Genomic DNA, 17,473 nt, shown 5'->3' with positions numbered 1-17,473 from the left:
ATCTATATTCATTATGATTCATAAGGGGAAATACTATGCAACTTTTACAGTTACAATACTTTTTAGCTGTGGCGAGGACGGAGCATATGTCTCAATCTGCACTTTCTTTAAATATTACACAGTCATCATTAAGTAAAACGATTGCCAAATTAGAAGATGAAGTAGGTGTCCCTTTATTCGATCGAAATGGTAAGAAAATTCGTTTGAATCGTTATGGAAAGCATTATGCGCAGGAAGTAGAGAAAGCATTAAAAATCTTACAAGAGGCTCATGAAGAAGTACTAGAAATGGCTGATATAGAGGAAGATCGTGTATCTATTAGTGTGATGAGCTCTACAATACTACCGCCCATATTTAGAAGTTTCTATGATCGTAGACCGAATATTCGAATTCAGCAATCCATTCTCCCTGATTCAGTAGCAAAGGAACGTCTAATTAGTGGGGAAATTGAGTTGTGTGTTTCCAATACACCGATTATAGGAACTGATATTGAATGGCTTCCTGTTTTAAAGGAACGATTAGATTTGATTGTTCCTAAAAATCATAGACTTGCACAATTTGATGAAATTGATTTACTAGAAGCAAAAGACGAACGTTTTATAGGATATAAATCTGGATTAGAATCTATTAGTATGTTTGAAAAATGCTGTTTACAAGCGGGGTTTACCCCAAACATTGTATTTGAAGGAACGGAAATGTCGATTGTTTTACAACTTGTTAATGAAGGACAAGGGATTACATTTTATCCGCAGTATTCATTTTTAGGTGAACAATTAGCGAATACTAAAATCATTCGCTTGAAAAATAGCCACTGCTATCAAATGGTAGGTTTCGCTTGGTTAAAAAACAAAAAGTATTCATATGTATCAAAGCAATTCCGTCAACATATGATTCAAGCTTTTATAGAAATTAATAATAAAAATTATAGATAAGAAAAAGCCGAATAAAGTATTCGGCTTTTCTTAATTTATATATTGGATAGAACTCGGAGCATCGCCGGTAAACTGGAGGAAATCGCCGATAGAACTCAGAGCATCGCCGGTAGCCCGACAGGAATCGCCGATAGAACTCCATGAATCGCCGGTAACCTAGCAGCAATCGCCGCTAGAAATGAGCGAGTCGAACAATGAAGCTTATTCCGGCATTAGTTTTAGATTGCGATCGTTATAGGCAAGGACGACATAATCTGGTTGCATGTTTTGTAAGTATGAAATGATGTCCTTATCCAAATAACGTAAGTCTAAAATTGTTACGGTTTTAAAGTGACTTGCTACGTGAAATTGAATGGTGTTAAAGTATGAATCTTTAATGACGACGAGATGTTTGTCGCTGTCATAGTTTTGGTTGACGAGAGTAAGCTCAGCGAAGTCGCGACTGTAGGCTTCAGCGTAGTTCACGACTGCATCGGGACTCATCTGTTTTGCGCGACCGTATACTGCTTCGTATGGTGCAGTGACCCCACCTTCAATCGTACCGTCGTAAATAGTAAATTGTGTTGCGAACGAAGCGGGCTCGTTGTAGCAAATTTTTTCATTATTATCGACGGTCATATACAGTATTTTATTCCAAGAGCCGGCGAATTTATTTGGTAAGCAAACTGTATTGGCCTCATCAAATGGTATAGTTGGTATCGTCTCGCCAAGCCGTTTGCTTAGTGTATTGATAAGTGCTTCGTAGCCAGAGTATGCACCTTGTATTGTCCAGTGATGATCTGTTTTAAAGAAGTTGCGCTCTGCAGAAAAGTCGTCCTGCATTTCATCATATAGACGGATATTGTCTACACCAGCAGCTGTAACAAGTTCGTGCAGTTTGGTGTTGTTGGCAATACCAGCATCTTCAGGCATAAAGCTTGGACTTGGCTCACGAGAGTAGGTTGCCTTAGCTGGTAGTGAGTAAAATGTAAACGGAATATTTTTTTCGGCTAGCCCTTCGCTTAAACGTTTTAAATCGGAGGCAAAGGAAGCTAGCTCTTCTTCAGTTTTTGCTGCGGCTGGTTTAGAAATGATCCAGCCGCTTTTATCATCTACTGCGTACTTATCATTTAAATAAGTTTTGCCCACAACACGTTGAAAGTTAACATAATTGCGCATCCATGTATCTCGAGCAGGAAATTGATCGGAAATATAAGATTCTACCTGTTTGGACCATTGTCCTGAGAAGATTTCCTGTGGACTTGGCGTGATGTTGGCAGATTCTAATGGTCGGTTTTCCATCTCTGATTGTGGACGATCCACTGTTAATACATGCACGACAAAGCCACCGAAAATGATGCAAAAAAATGTAATTGGTAAAAGTAACGTTTGTATTTTTCGCATGATGTCCCACCTAAAATCTAAAGTAAATGAATGGATTATGTGTTGCGTTCACTAAAAACATCGTGATAAATAACAAAAGAGCGCCATAGTAAATTGTTTGCGTAATGCGTAGCCCCCAGTCAAATGATAGGGAAGCGGTAGCTTTTTGTTCGCTCCAATTTTGATAAAGTTTATAGATTGGCATTGCAAATATAATAGCGATAACAAAGTAAATAGCATAATCCTTCGTCAGTAAAATCGTTTCATAGTTATACAATGCTGCGTCTGATAACCCAAATAACGTTTTGATAAATGCAAATGCATATGTAAAGTCATTCGCTCTAAAGAAAACCCAGCCAATCATGACAATAATAAGAATATACATATGTCGGACTACACGTGGAATACGTTCCAACCATTTCAACAATACCCATTTTTCCAAGCAAATTAATATCCCGTAGTAAAAGCCCCATGCCATAAAGGTCCAGCTTGCACCATGCCAAAAACCAGTTAGTGTCCAGACAACAAGTAAATTACGATATAACTTCCACTCGTGGCTAACGCGACTTCCACCAAGTGGGAAGTAGACATAGTCTCTAAACCAACTGCTGAGTGAGATATGCCAGCGACGCCAGAAGTCTGTAACAGATTGAGCTATATATGGATAGTTAAAGTTCTCTTCAAATTTAAAGCCAAAAATACGTGCTAACCCAATTGCCATATCACTATAGCCTGAGAAGTCGAAGTAGATTTGTAGGGAGTACGCTAAAATTCCAATCCATGCAGTACCAGTTGTTAAGTCCCCACCAGATAAGCTAAATACGTGATCGGCTACTTCGCCCATTGGATTTGCGATAAGTACCTTTTTCGCTAAGCCTTGTACAAAGCGACGCGTCCCAATCATCCAATCGTCTGCTGTAGAGATACGTTTTTTTATTTGCTCAGCTACCGTTTGATAGCGAACGATAGGGCCTGCAACGAGCTGTGGAAATAATGTAATGAAAAGTGATAAATCCAAAAAGTTGCGCTGTGCCTTTACGTCCTTGCGATAAACATCGATAACATAGCTAAGTGCTTGGAACGTGTAAAATGAAATGCCGATTGGCAGTGGAACCGCCTGCCATTCAATTGGCTGTGCCAAATAATTGTTAACAATGTCCACGAAAAAGCCAGCGTATTTGTAATAGCCTAAGATGGCTAAATTACTAACAATGACTAACCAAAGGAGTGTTTTTCTCTTAGACTGTGAAACTGTATTTTCGATGACAATGCCTAGCACATAGTTGAGTACAATAGACAGCATCATTAAAAGCACATATTTCGGTTCACCCCAAGCGTAAAAGAACAAACTAGCCAACAGTAAAATCGTATTGCGTAGCATCTTCGGAGAGATGAAGTACACAATCATTACTAATGGCAAAAAGACATATAAAAAAATAAGACTACTAAATACCATTTCTGTCAAATCCCCATCTCTGTAAATGATAGAACTTAGCGAATTGCCGAGGTTGCTGTTAAAACCTTGAAGATGCCGGTACCGTGAGCAGAATCGCTAAAAGAAAGTCGTGAATCGACGATAGCCCCAAGTGAGTCGCAAATAGAACTGTGGGAGCCCCCGATAGCCCCTAAGTAAATTGCTTGTAAACCCAGTCATACCGCTGATTGAAGCCCATTATTTCTTAATAGAATATAGTGACTATCGCTAGATTCTGGTTTCCATAAAATCTTAATCCAATTTTCCAAGGGAATTAATGAATAAATTACCTATATTATTGTAACGTAAATTCATGATTTGTTCACTATTCCTTTAAGTGAGAAAATTGTCTTAGCTAAAAATATATGGAAGGGAAAAAGTCTCAATACCTATGGGTAAAATGGTATATTTTCCGCATAAAAGCAACGCTTGTCTACTAATTGTTGGATGGTAAAACACTATATAAAAAACTAAAAAATGTATGTATAACCAATTAAGTATTACTGTTACCACATCTTTCATTCCAGATATTTCACATAGATATGTATGTTCTACTTCTCTTATAATAGAATCGTAGTCATAAAAGTGGCTAATTTATCTAGGAGGTTTTTAGACATGAAACAAAAATATAGCAAATGGGTTGTCGGCGCAGCATCAGCAGCTCTAGTAGCATCAGCAATCGTACCAGTAGCAAGCGCAGCAAGCTTTTCTGATATTGAAACAAGTGATCACAAGGACGCTATCTTAGCATTAGCGGACGCTAAAATCGTAGGAGGTTACACTGACGGTACATTCAAACCGAACGCAGTGGTAACACGCGGTAACGTAGCAAAATTCTTAGGTAAATGGTTAGTTTCTGAAAAATATGAAATTCCAGCTGATTACAAAACAGAAGCTCGTTTCACTGACCTTCCAACTTCAGCTCCAGACCAAGAATTACTACAATATGCAGCACTTGTTAAAGATGCAGGCGTATTCAAAGGTTCAAACAACCAATTAATGTACACAAACAACATGAACCGTGAACAAATGGCAGTAGTATTAGTACGTGCTATCAACACTGTTTATGGTGTAGATTTAGTAGCAGATTACAAAGAATCTGACTTCAAATCTGCTATCACAGATTTAGACAAAACTACAGCTACAGAAAACCGTGAAGCAATTATCGCTTTAGAATATGCTGGACTTACAAACGTTAAAGCGTTCAACCCTAAAAACTCTTTAACACGTGGTCAATTCGCATCATTCTTACACCGTACAATCACAAACGTTGGTGAAGCAGTTTTAACTGTTAAAGAAGCTAAAGTTGTTGACGCAACTACATTAGAAGTAACTCTTTCTGATGACACTAAACACACTGTAAAATTAGAAACTCCACTTGTAGAAAACAAAGAAACTAAAGTAGAGTTCGAAATTGACGGTAAAACTTATTCAGCTGTAGTTACATATGAAGTAACTGAAGTTAAATTAGAATCAGTAAAAGCTGTTAACGCTAAAACAATCGAAGTACAATTCAACAAAGCAGTAGAAGATACTACTAAAGCTAAAGTTGAATTACTACGTGGTACTTTCAAACAAAACGTAACTCTAGTTTGGTCTGAAGACAAAAAATCAGTTCAATTAGTAGGAGCTACAAACTTCCAAGCAGCTGATTACACTGTAAACATTGCTGGTTTAACTGAAAATGTATTAACTAGCACAGTTAAAATCGAAGCTCAAAAAGTAACTTCAATTGAAGTTTTAGACGAAGTAGCTGTAGTTGACAAAGCAGTTAAAGCTGACGGCACTTTCGATGCTGGTACAACTGCAACTGTTGGTTATGTAGTTAAAGACCAATATGGTACAGATATTACAAAAACAACTTCTTTAAAAACAAATGATAATGCTAATACAACTGTTGTTGCTGATTCAGCTAAAGGTGTAATTAAATTATCAGGTGCTGTTGTAGAAGGTAAAAAAATCGGTGATATCGTACCAGTAGTATTATTCGATGCTGCTACAGGTACTTCAGTTTCTAAAACTGTAAAATTATCTGCTGAATCTACAGTTTCTTCTATTGAAGTAGCTGGTGTTTATAACGCTAAAGGTGAAGAAGTAGCTTTAAATGATTCTTCTAAAGCTTCTGATGCTTATATCGTATTAAACCTTAAAGATCAATATGGTAAAGAAATTACTGATGCTGCTAAAGCAACAGGTTTAGTTATCACAAACACAAACACTACAAACTTAACAATTGCTAACACTGTTTCTAAAGTGAAAATTGGCGATAAAGATAAATTAGTAGTTGCATTATCTTCAATCTTAAAAGCTGGCGACACTGATGTGTTATTAATTTCAACAACTAACGGTCAAACAGCTAAATATACTGTTAAAGTTGCAGAAACTTCTACAACTAATGCAATCTCTGTTTCTCAACCAGAAATCGCTGTTGCTGAAGAATCTACATTAATCCCATTAACAGTTACTGATAAAGAAGGCAACGTAATCACTAACAAAAAAGTATTAGCTGATGCTAACAAAGGTATTAAAGTTGGCGGTACTACAGTTGCTGAATCAGCTCTTGAAGTGAAAGATGGTCAAGTTTACTACAAAACTACATTCAACACTGCTGGAACACAAGCATTAGTATTCCAAACTTCAACTTACAAAGTTGCTACTATTACTGTAGATGTTAAAGCTAAAGCAGTTCCAACTGTAGTTCGTGGACTTAAAACTCCTTTAGTACTTTCAACTGCTCAAGCTCCAGTAACAATTACAGCTAAAGATCACTTAATCATCGAAGACCAATATGGTCGTGAAATGAAAAACTCTGCTGAACCTGTAACAGTTACATTAGTTGGAACTTCTGACGTAGTTTCTGTAAGTGGTAATCAAGTAACAGCTCTTAAAAACGGAACTGCAACATTAAATGTGGCACTTACAACTCCAAATGGCACAATTGATTCTGCTGTTGAAGTAAAAGTACAAGTTACTGATGGTACTGAATACAACGGTTATGAAATTGCTGAAATTGGTAAAACTAAAGTAGCAACAGACAAAAACATCACTATTAACGGTTTACTAAACGGTGGTAAAGTTGCTCTTGAAGCGAACGAATATACTGCAACAGTAACTGGCGGTAAATTAGCTGCACCTCAAGATGTAACTACTGGTAAAGTAAACATTGCTGATACAGCTTTAAACACTGATTCAGCAACACCAGCTAACAAAATTGACACAGAATTCACATTAAAAGTAACAATTAATGCAACTGGTCAAGTGTTAGAACAAAAATTCGTTGTTTCTGCTGACGCTGAAAAAACACAAGATTTCTTCTTCACAGCATCTGCTGCATCAGTTAATTTAGCTGATTACAACGCTGCTAAAGCTATTACAGAAGCTACTTTAGTATCTGGTTCAACTGTAGCAAACTTAAAATCTACAGGTGATGCACCAGTAGTAGTAAACGTTGCAACTGTTGACCAATATGGTAACAAAGCAATTTCTGCACTTGTAGCAGAAACAGTTACAATCGTACCTGAAAAAGTAACAGATGTTAAAATTTCTGGTAACGGTACTGCAGCTGCAACAGCTACATTAAATGCAGATGTTAAAGAAGCTAAAGTAACTTTAAAAATTAAAGTTGGTAACGCAACAAAAGAATTAAAAGTAACAATCGTTGCTGCATCTTAATAAATAGCGTAAAGCTATAAACTAGTTTACTAGTAACTAGCCTTGTGATTAGATGAAACTTTTTGTTTCATCATGGTCACAAGGCTTTTTTGATGGAGAGAAATCCCTGTAAATGAAGCAATACCTCTAGCATTGGGGTATTGCTATTTATAGTAAGTACAGCATCAAAATACATAACTATAGAAGAATATGAAACTTTTACTATTACCTCCACGTATTATCAAGTATGATAGATAAAATGTGTAGGGGGATGAGCGGATGAAGCGTAACAGTTTATTTCAAGGAGCAATCGTTGCGGCATTAGCAACAAGTGCCATTGTCGTGGTACCGACAGCGCAGGCAGCAGAAGGTTTTAGCGATGTTGATCTGTCGAAAGAATATGGAGCAGCGGTAAAAGATTTAGCAGCAAGAGGTATTATCAATGGATATTCAGATGGTACATTCAAGCCATTTGCTGATGTTACGCGTGGACAAGTTGCGAAAATTTTAGCTAACTTATTAGCGTTAGATACGCAAAACGTGATAGATCCACACTTTATGGATGTTCAGCAAAGTGATGAATACTATGGCGCAATTGCTGCTTTAGCTAATGAAGGAATTACGTCGGGCTTTGCGAACGGTAGCTTCGGTGTGAATCAAGCTATTACTCGCGAACAGTTAGCGAGTATGTTAACGTCTGCCTACCAATTAGTCAATAATGCAGAAGATTGGACACTGCCATTTACAGATGTTGTGAAATACTCCGATGCGTATTATGCAATTGGACCTTTGTTTGAACAAAACATTACAAAGGGGATTACAGCGACTACATTTGGTTTAAAAGAAACAGTGAAGCGTTCGCAGCTCGCATTGTTTATTCAACGCATAGAGGCGATGCAAGCGAATCGAGTTTTACAGAAATTTTCTGCAAGCGAACTTGGTGCAAGTCAACTTGATGCCTACTCTTATGACAATATTGCGACTGATGGTGAGCATGAATTTTTCAAAATTCACCAAACAACGAATGGTGTAACAGTAGAGGCATTGCGAGAAGGCTCGGGCTACTTCGTGTTAATTGGTTACAATATGGATAAGGAAGAAAACTATGAGGTCGTCGAGACACAAAAATATAAGATTGTTGTTACAGAAGTAGACGGCAAACTCCAGCTCAATTGCCAGCAAACGGATGAAATAACACCTGGTGTAGCACTCCTTTTTGAGGAAGAGTTAGGTTTTAATCCGGCTCACATTCAGCTAACAACTGCAAACGGTTATGAGGTAAGTGATAAAGTCTATGTGTATCAACCATTTAATTTTGATGGTTGGGAGGAAGAAAGCATTCCGAAAGGCGGCAATTACGAGTTAAGGTTACTGCAGGCAGGAGATTATATTGCTACATTATCTGATGGTAAAGGTCAATCTGTACGCGTCGGCATTCGTGCTGAAACGGATGGTTTTGATATGTATACTTCTGCAGCTGTTGAAATAAGTAGCGAATTCATTCCAACAAGTGAAATAGGCTTTACGGTTAAAGATGTTAACATCGAGCAATATACAGGAGCAACGATTGATCACAAAATTGTTGAGGTTGAAAGTTCAGCAGATGGTGTAACAATTAAACGAGTTGGAAAAGGAGAGGCCCTTTTTGCCATTCGCCTAAACGGCACAAATGGTGAGAAACTTTACGTACACGGCATGATGTACGAAGTAAGTGGTATAGCATCTATGTACTACGAGCTAGCAACGCAACAAGATATGGAAAATTCATGGTGAACCGCCGATAGAACCTTTGGAATCGCCGATAAACTATGGTGAATCGCCGATAGAACCTTTAAAATCGCCGATTAAATCCAGAAAATCGCCGTTACCCTAGGTAAATGGAGCTCTCTTATGTGATGATAAGTCAATTGTCGTTGACTTTTGCATCATATAAGAGGGCTTTTCTAATTTCAAGCCCCCGTAAAACCTTCATTACTGTAACAAATCAAGTGAAATATGAATATTGATATAACTATGACCATTGTTCCTAATTCACTTTAGTACAAAATAAATTGTTAGCATTATGTTTTCCTAAAGGATCTAATGAAGGAGGATTACATGAAACCTCATATTTTAATTGCCAGCCCTGTGCGACAAAAACCATATATTTTGGCGTATTTTTTAACTTCACTACAATCGTTAAATCAAGATGAACTTGTAGTGGATTTTTTATTTATAGATGATAATGACGATAAACAATCGACAGAACTTTTAACGTCATTTCAATCAAAAAACGAGCGTGTAAAAATTATTAAAAATGATCAACAAAATGATATTTATATGAAAGATGATAAAACACATTATTGGACAGATTCACTAATAGAAAAAGTGGCAAAAATGAAAGATTCTATCATAGATCATGCTATTGAATTCAACTATGATGGATTATTCCTTATCGACTCAGATTTAATGCTGTATCCGAATACACTACAAAATTTATGGGATGAACAAAAAGACATCATTTCAAATGTTTTCTGGACCGAATGGCAAAAGGATATAGAAGCATTACCTCAAGTTTGGATGATGGATGAATACACATTATATGAAATAAAAAATGGAGAAAAATTGGAACCAATAGAGATCGCAAATAGAACTGCTGCTTTCATAAAGCAATTAAAAGTACCAGGGGTATATGAAGTGGGCGGGTTGGGTGCGTGCACATTAATAAGTCGAAAAGCACTTTTAAAAGGTGTCCGTTTTAAACAGTTGAAGAATTTATCTTTTTGGGGAGAAGATCGACATTTTTGCATAAGAGCAACTGCACTAGATTTACAGTTATTTGTAGATACGCGTTTTCCTGCATTTCATATTTATCGAGATTCCGACTTACTTGGTGCTCAAAAATTTAATGATGAAATCCTCACTGAAAAAAAGGAAAAAGCAACAGTTAGCTTATGTATGATAGTTAAAAATGAAGAACAAGTTTTAGCACGATGTTTATCTTCCGTTCAAGGAACTGTTGATGAAATCATCATTGTAGATACTGGTTCATCAGATAAAACGAAAGAAATCGCAAGGCAATACACAAACGATATTTATGATTTTGAATGGATAGACGACTTTTCAAAAGCACGTAATTTTTCATTTAGCAAAGCAACAAAAGATTATATTTTATGGTTAGATGCAGATGATATTTTACAGGAAAGCGAAAGACTACATTTTTCGAGCTTAACAAAAGAACTAAGCTCTAAAGAAGTGGACAGTGTAATGATGGATTATCATTTAGCATTCAATCATAATGGGGAGCCGACATACAGCCTTAAAAGAAACAGACTAGTAAAACGTTCGTGCAATTTTACTTGGATTGGAGCAGTCCATGAATACTTATCTGTTCATGGCAATATAATACAGCGTAATATAGCGATTACTCATCGTAAAGAGAAAGCATATACAGACCGAAATATAAAAATCTATAAACAAAGAGAAGAGCAGGGAATGGAATTTTCGGCGCGTGATTTATTTTACTATGGAAATGAATTAAAAGATCACGCCATGTACGAAGAAGCGGTAGAAAAATATAATCAATTTTTATTAACAAAACAAGGTTGGATAGAAGATGAAATAGCAGCTTGCTTAAAGGTAGCGGAATGTTATGAAATGCTACATGCTCCTGATAAACAATTGCAATATTTATTTAAAACATTGTCATATAGCATGCCTCGTCCAGAATGTTGTTGTCGCTTAGGTGCAAGGTTTTTAGTAGATGAGCAATATGATCAAGCTATCTATTGGTATGAGCAAGCAACAATAGTAAAAAATGAGCCGAAGCAAGGCAATTTAATCGATCATGCAGCTTGGACTTGGCTACCGTATGTTCAATTAGCTGTCTGTTATGAGCGATTAGGACAATATCAAAAAGCTCAAGAATATAAAGAACTAGCATTACAATACAATGCTACAAAATAAGAAGTGCGTAGGAGTCGCAAAATTGTTTGAGTGCCTGGCACTTCGTATAGATACTTTCCATTAGGCTTTCCGCGGGTACAGTGTAAGCCGCAACCTTCACTGTTGTTCGTTTGTTGATGCTTACAACTTATGCTGTTCCCGCAGGAGTCTACGTGGATTTAATATAGTAAATTGTTTGAGTGCCTGGCACTTCTCGTGGACACTTCAAGCGACAAAAAAGTAACAAGAGTGAACACCTCTTGTTACCTTTTTAGGTTGAAGCTAGGTCTGGCTAGCTTCCTTAATTTTGTTTTAGAAAATAATGTATTTGACGTAGTCTTTCCAGCCAATTTCTTTGAAGTTTTGCCATTCTATTTTTTTAACAGGCATTGAGCAGAAGGAGCGTGCTAAAATGTTGCGTTGTTCATTAGCTAAAATCGGTGTGCCTTTATCGAAGTAACTTGTGAAAATCGTTGAATTTGCAGTTGAAAAGTCAACGTCAATATCTTCAAGGCGGATTTTTCCGTTTTCATCGATAATATATACGCTCTTGGCACCTTTTGCTTTTTTAACCCAAGAAGACTTTACTTTATAAGCATCGAGCGATTCGTTAACAACAATTGAAGCTTGACCGACTGTTGAAAATGGAATATTTTCTAACACATCGTCCTGCTGTAACGTTACTTCATAATTAGTTGGTTTCGGCAGTTTCGCCGATTTTGCTAATTCATTTGCCCATGTAGAGTCATGATTTGTTGCGATCATCTGTTTTTCAAGTACTACACCAGATAAATCATCTTTAAAATGTTGTAAATCAAAATTTACCGTTTGTCCCGCTAAAACCTTTTGCCACTCATCCTCAGATAAGTAAGCAAGCAATGCTTTTTCAGTTGAATAAATTTCAAATGTCACCGTACCAGCTTCTTCGATAATGTTGGAAATAACGCCATCAACAGGGCTAATCACTCCTTGCCGTGCTTGGATTTGTGCAATTTGAGCATCCATTACGGAAATTTGACGTGTCGCTTCCGCAATATGACGGTTTAAAATAGCGACAGCTGTTGATGGTGAATTTTGTTGGCCTAATTCTAATTTAACTGTGACATTTAATTTATCACTAATTTGGTCTGTATTGATTGAACTTTTCGGATTCGTTTTGTCTCCGAATTCAGATTCTACTTGTGATAAAGCAGATTCTAAATCACTCAATTCGGTTTCATATGCATCCCGTTCAGCTTCTAACTTCGTTAATTCATCGTCGACTTCCTCAGTTTTATAGGTAGCTAGAAGATCGGTTGCTTTAATATCCTGCCCACGCTTTACGTTTACAGCTGATAAAGTTTTTGCATCTGCAGAAATTGTATACGTTTCTGCTGGCGCAACAATTGCATCCTTTTTCACCGTTTCTACACGGTCACCAGCGGTAGCTCGTTGAAATTCATCAACAAAATAGGAACGCGCTACTTTACTATTATCCTTGAAAACGAAGAAGGCATTCACGCCAACTAATAGCGCTATCACGATGATACTAAGGCTTGTCCAAGGTCTGGATTTAATAATACGCATCATCCTAACCCCCTTGTAATCCATTCTTGTAGTGGTAACACGCTAATCATTCCAACAATAACAGCCATTATTACCTGGAGTACGATAATTTTTGCTAATAGTACTTTACGATCTGACGCTTCCTCCCATTTTGAAAGGAAAGTAAAGTGCACAATAATCGTCAGCACAGTAGTTACCGTTAACTGATTAATAATGAATAACACAACATCCTTATCCAATACTTGCTGTATAACAGGGGCAAGTGAAAAGAAGGAGAACGATGTAGAATAGCCAACTGCATAGAACACTGCAAATAAAATGGCCTTTTCAATAAGCAAAAATGCTACCACATATAACTGCACTTTTTGAATCCATTTGTAAGGAATGTCCGTTAATAGATGTAATATATATGTAACGCCATAATAGTGGAAGCAAAAATAAATGATTCCCCAAACAATGGCTCCGACCATTGATAGCAAACGGGCTGTATAGTATTCATCCTGGTGATTCATTGCAAATAAAGATGTTAAGTTTTCAGTGCCCATACCCCAAAACTCGCGTATCACAAAAAGGAGCAAAAAGAGTATGAAAACCGTGAATGTTCGTTTTTTATAGCCCCTTATTTCTCCTGACTCAATAGCCTGTGTAAAGTTCGTGGGGTGCGTTAAGCTATGCCAAAACTTGTAGTGATAAAACATATCTAGCTCCCTTTCTAGTAAATTAAATATTAAAGATGTAGTATACACCTAGTTACTGGTAAATGACATAGTATAAATGCTAGTTTTTTTAAGGAATTTTCTCGATATGGTGGGACTTTCATTAGGCTCAATTCCGTATAATCGATGCGGGATAAATGCGTCTAACACAATTATATAGTATCCTAACAATAACTTCCTTTAAAAAGTCTATTCTATCTAAAAATAGCAATTATCTGTAAGTTAGTAAAGGAAGTACGTGAGTTTACTAGATTAGCTTGAAATCAAGTTACAAATACCGATACTTAAGATAGTAGATTCGCGATAAATGATACATATCTATGTTCCTATATAACGTAATAAGAAAGGATGAGCAAGTTGAAGAAACCTTTAAAAGTGGGTGTCCTAACAAGCCTTTTATTAACACCGACTGCACTTGCAAATGCGCAAGAAGCACAACCACAAACAGGATCACAAACTGAGCAAATAGCCTATGTGAATACCGTAGCTGCAACTGATTCGAGAAGTAAAACAATTGAACAATTCGGTAAGCTTTCAGAAACATCAACAGCAAATGACATGGTCATTGCAGACGGAGATGTAAAAGTATTAAGCACTACTGATTTCAATGAAAATGAACGAGCATTTATTGAAGCGAAGTATGATTATGTAGTTGCACAACGAGAGTTCGTTAAGAAATTAACTGATATTGGTAAAAATATCAATGCATTATCTTATACAAGTAAAACATTTATAGCGGATGTTGCAAAAGTTCAGAAAGACTATGAAACATTTTTAGGATCAGATTCAAATGCCAATTCCTATCTTGCTGTTCAACAAGATTTTAAGGACGCCGTGAATACAGCATTAGAAGCTGAGGATGCAAAGGGCATTGTATCGGCTGTTCGTGGTACCTCTCTCCAATATGGCTATGACGAGTCCGAGCGTAACAATTATTTTAAAAAGAACGGTGCAGATATCGCAAAGCTTGTAAAAATGAATGACGATGCAACTGCGGCGAAAGTAACAACTGCTAAATTAGATGCTTTTGTTAGCGTACTAGAAAATACGTCATCAACTTCTACTCAAATCGCTGAAGCAGCAACTGAAGTAACGACAAGTTACAGCACACTGACAGCTGATCAAAAGAAAATTATTACTGCCTATAATCCGAACAATACAACAGCTACGCCATATAAAAAATATACAGATGTGTTAGCGAACTTATCATCAGCAGATAAGATTGTCGCAAGTATTACGCAACTGATAGCAAAAAAACCAGAAGATTTCCCAACGGCTGCAAGCTTTATTAGTGCTGTAACAGCGATAGAAACAGCATACAATAATTTAAAGGATGCAGATACAAAGCGCTTAGTATCAAATTACAATGACCTTCAGCCATATCAAGCAGCAGTCAATGTTTCTAAGCAAATTACTGCGTTACGTATTTCCAACACGGATGCGTATCGTACTGCAGTAACGGCGGCAAAAGCGGAATACGATCAGCTAACGAAAAAAGATTTTGTGAAAAATGTGACTGATTTACAATTGGCTGAAGCTAATATTGCAGCTGCAAAAGTAATTGAAACACTTATTTCTGACATTGCTACAGCGCCAGATGTAATCACTAAAATCGAAGAAGCACGTGCAGCCTATAATACGCCTGTAGCACCCGATGGTCAAAAAATCGATGCAGCCAGTGTTAAAAAAATCGTTAACAATTTGGCAGAGTTAACGAGCTGGGAAAGTTCAAATAAAGCAGTGTTAAATGTCATCACCCTTGTTGAAAAACTAGATCCAGCAGCGAAGGATTATACAAAAAAGGCAAAGGCAGCTAACACCGCATATTTAAAATTGGATACATCAAAGCGTGAGTTCGTAAAAAGCTATAAAGCTAATAAATTAAAAGACCAAGTAGATGCGATGAGCCTCATCGATCCTATATTGGCTTTAAATACTTCACGTAAAGATTTCAAAGAAACCGTTGCCGCCTTGAAAGCAGAATATAATAAACTATCACCTGAAGCACAAAAATTAGTAACGAACTATCCAGCTCTATTAACAGCAGAAAGTTACATCACAACAGCTCAACAGTTTGATGATAAAGTAATAGCGTTAGCTAATGAATCAGATGCTACATTTGTCGCAAAAGTAGTGGAGTTGTCTGCAGAATATAAAGCCATGGACAAAAATGCGAAAAAATTAGTGACGCAATATAAAACATTAACGACGTACGAGAAAAACAATGCCAATGTTGTGAAAGTTATTAATTTAATCGCTGCTTTAAATCCAACGAACAAAGACTATACGAAAAAGGTAGTAGCAGCTCGTAAAGCTTTTAATGCATTAGATACAGCATCCCAAAAGCGTGTGACAAACTATGAACAGTTAACAGCTGTTGAAGATGTGGCATCTTTAATTGGCTTAATAGAAACATTGAAGCCAACGAGTAAGACATTTTTAAACGATTTAAAAACTGCTCGTGCAAATTATGACGCACTGCCTCAAGAAAAACAGCAAGCAATCATCAACTATGAAAAGCTTGTGACAGCAGAAACAGAGCTAACTTCTGCGAGTACAGTCATTGCTTTAATCGATGCGGCAGTTCCTGGAGAAGAAAATTATTTAACGAAATTAATGAATGCCCGTGTTGCTTATGACAAATTAACAACAGGACAAAAAAAGCTTGTCTCAAACGTAAAGTTATTAACGGATCGTGAAAAACAAGTAAAACCAATTTTAAATGTCATGGTGCAAATAGATAACTTAGACCCAAGCTCAAATAGCTTTGTTAGTAAAGTCAATGCAGCACAAAAAGCGTATGAAAAATTGACAAAAGACCAAAAGGCGTATGTCAGCAATATGGCAACGCTACAAAGCTATGAACCGTTAGCAAAGGTTATAGAATTAATTGGCAAGCTAAAAGCTTCGAGTAAAACATTCCATAATGATACTGTACAAGCACGCGCATTATATGATGCACTAAGTAAGGACATGCAGCAGTATGTTACAAACTATAAGCAGTTACAAGCTGCTGAAACAAGTATTTTAGGTGCAGGGAATGTTCAACGTATGATTGAGGAATTACCATATATTGAGCCACATCAATATGTAAAACGCATTGAGGAAATTCGTGCAGCCTATAATGCATTACCTAAAGAGCAACAAATGGCAGTCGAAAATTACAAAGCATTACAAGATCAAGAAAAAATTATTAAGCCAGTTATTAGCGTTATCAATGAGATTGATAAGCTGATGACATCGAAAAATATGGACAGTCAATATCAAAAGATTTTAAAGGCGTATGATAATTTAAACGCTACACAACGCAAATACGTTTATAATGAGCAGTTGCTTCTGTCATTAGATAATGTCATTAAAGTGTACAAGAGTATTGCGGCTTTAAAACCAAGCGATAAAATGTACTTTGGTATGATTGAGTCAGTACGTAAAGATTACGATAGTTTAAATACAACAGATAAACAAAGAGTATCGAATTATTCCATCTTGCTAGAAGCAGAGAAAAACATGAGCGAAGTGAAAAAAGTTGTGGAGCTTATCGCTAGTCTTTCTCCAACATCAAGCACGTATATCCAAGATGTAGCGAACGCAGTAGCAGCATATAAGGCACTAGACTCCAAAGTAAGAGGACAGGTTATCAACTACGATAAGTTGAAAAATGCTGAAAAAGATATAGCTGCAGTTCTCAAAGTAGTAGATGCTATTGCAGAACTAGATCCTGATGCAAAGACATTTGAAAAGAAAGTGATTGCTGCACAAAAACTATATAGTTCACTATCACTGGAACAACAAGATTTAGTTTATAACTATCGTATTTTACAAGAGCATATAAAGGAATTAGGGCTGTAATAAAGAATGAAGAGAGGGCA

9 protein-coding genes are annotated in these 17,473 nt (G+C 36.7%); 5 read left to right on the top strand and 4 right to left on the bottom strand.

Annotation, left to right across the window (positions count from 1 at the left end; genetic code table 11):
• The first annotated feature begins 35 nt into the window (after positions 1-35).
• Positions 36-932 carry a LysR family transcriptional regulator gene (locus ACIQXW_RS12675; RefSeq protein WP_402762685.1) on the top strand — a complete coding sequence of 299 codons (897 nt, stop codon included), beginning with the start codon at positions 36-38 and terminating at the stop codon, positions 930-932.
• A gap of 201 nt (positions 933-1,133) precedes the next feature.
• On the opposite strand, the gene ACIQXW_RS12670 is transcribed toward ACIQXW_RS12675, so the two are convergent.
• Positions 1,134-2,315 carry an alginate O-acetyltransferase AlgX-related protein gene (locus ACIQXW_RS12670; RefSeq protein WP_402762683.1) on the bottom strand — a complete coding sequence of 394 codons (1,182 nt, stop codon included), beginning with the start codon at positions 2,313-2,315 and terminating at the stop codon, positions 1,134-1,136.
• A gap of 10 nt (positions 2,316-2,325) precedes the next feature.
• Entirely contained in the window at positions 2,326-3,750 is a 1,425-nt protein-coding gene (locus tag ACIQXW_RS12665; protein ID WP_402763204.1) for an MBOAT family O-acyltransferase, read from the bottom strand.
• Positions 3,751-4,383: 633 nt separating this feature from the next.
• Here ACIQXW_RS12665 and ACIQXW_RS12660 point away from each other — a divergent pair.
• The 3 genes from ACIQXW_RS12660 (at position 4,384) to ACIQXW_RS12650 (ending at position 11,364) form a co-directional block, all read left to right on the top strand.
• Entirely contained in the window at positions 4,384-7,440 is a 3,057-nt protein-coding gene (locus ACIQXW_RS12660) for an S-layer homology domain-containing protein (protein ID WP_401019178.1), read from the top strand.
• A 258-nt stretch (positions 7,441-7,698) separates the two neighbouring features.
• On the top strand, positions 7,699-9,192 hold the full coding sequence (locus ACIQXW_RS12655) for an S-layer homology domain-containing protein (protein WP_402762680.1): 1,494 nt from the start codon (positions 7,699-7,701) through the stop codon (positions 9,190-9,192).
• A gap of 324 nt (positions 9,193-9,516) precedes the next feature.
• Entirely contained in the window at positions 9,517-11,364 is a 1,848-nt protein-coding gene (locus tag ACIQXW_RS12650; protein WP_402762678.1) for a tetratricopeptide repeat-containing glycosyltransferase family 2 protein, read from the top strand.
• 291 nt (positions 11,365-11,655) lie between these two features.
• On the opposite strand, the gene ACIQXW_RS12645 is transcribed toward ACIQXW_RS12650, so the two are convergent.
• On the bottom strand, positions 11,656-12,912 hold the full coding sequence (locus tag ACIQXW_RS12645) for an efflux RND transporter periplasmic adaptor subunit (protein ID WP_402762675.1): 1,257 nt from the start codon (positions 12,910-12,912) through the stop codon (positions 11,656-11,658).
• On the bottom strand, positions 12,909-13,433 hold the full coding sequence (locus ACIQXW_RS12640) for a hypothetical protein (protein WP_401019173.1): 525 nt from the start codon (positions 13,431-13,433) through the stop codon (positions 12,909-12,911). The genes ACIQXW_RS12645 and ACIQXW_RS12640 overlap by 4 nt, the downstream gene beginning before the upstream one ends.
• 528 nt (positions 13,434-13,961) lie before the next feature.
• Between ACIQXW_RS12640 and ACIQXW_RS12635 the strand changes: the two genes are divergently transcribed.
• The gene (locus tag ACIQXW_RS12635; RefSeq protein ID WP_402762672.1) at positions 13,962-17,453 is read left to right on the top strand and encodes a hypothetical protein; all 3,492 of its coding nucleotides are present in this window, start codon (positions 13,962-13,964) and stop codon (positions 17,451-17,453) included.
• Positions 17,454-17,473: the final 20 nt, after the last annotated feature.

It is taken from the genome of Lysinibacillus sp. NPDC097162, assembly GCF_044762185.1.
In the GTDB taxonomy this organism is placed as follows: Bacteria; Bacillota; Bacilli; order Bacillales_A; family Planococcaceae; genus Lysinibacillus.
Note: the sequence above shows the minus strand (reverse complement) of the source record. Positions and strands in the feature narration are given on the sequence as shown.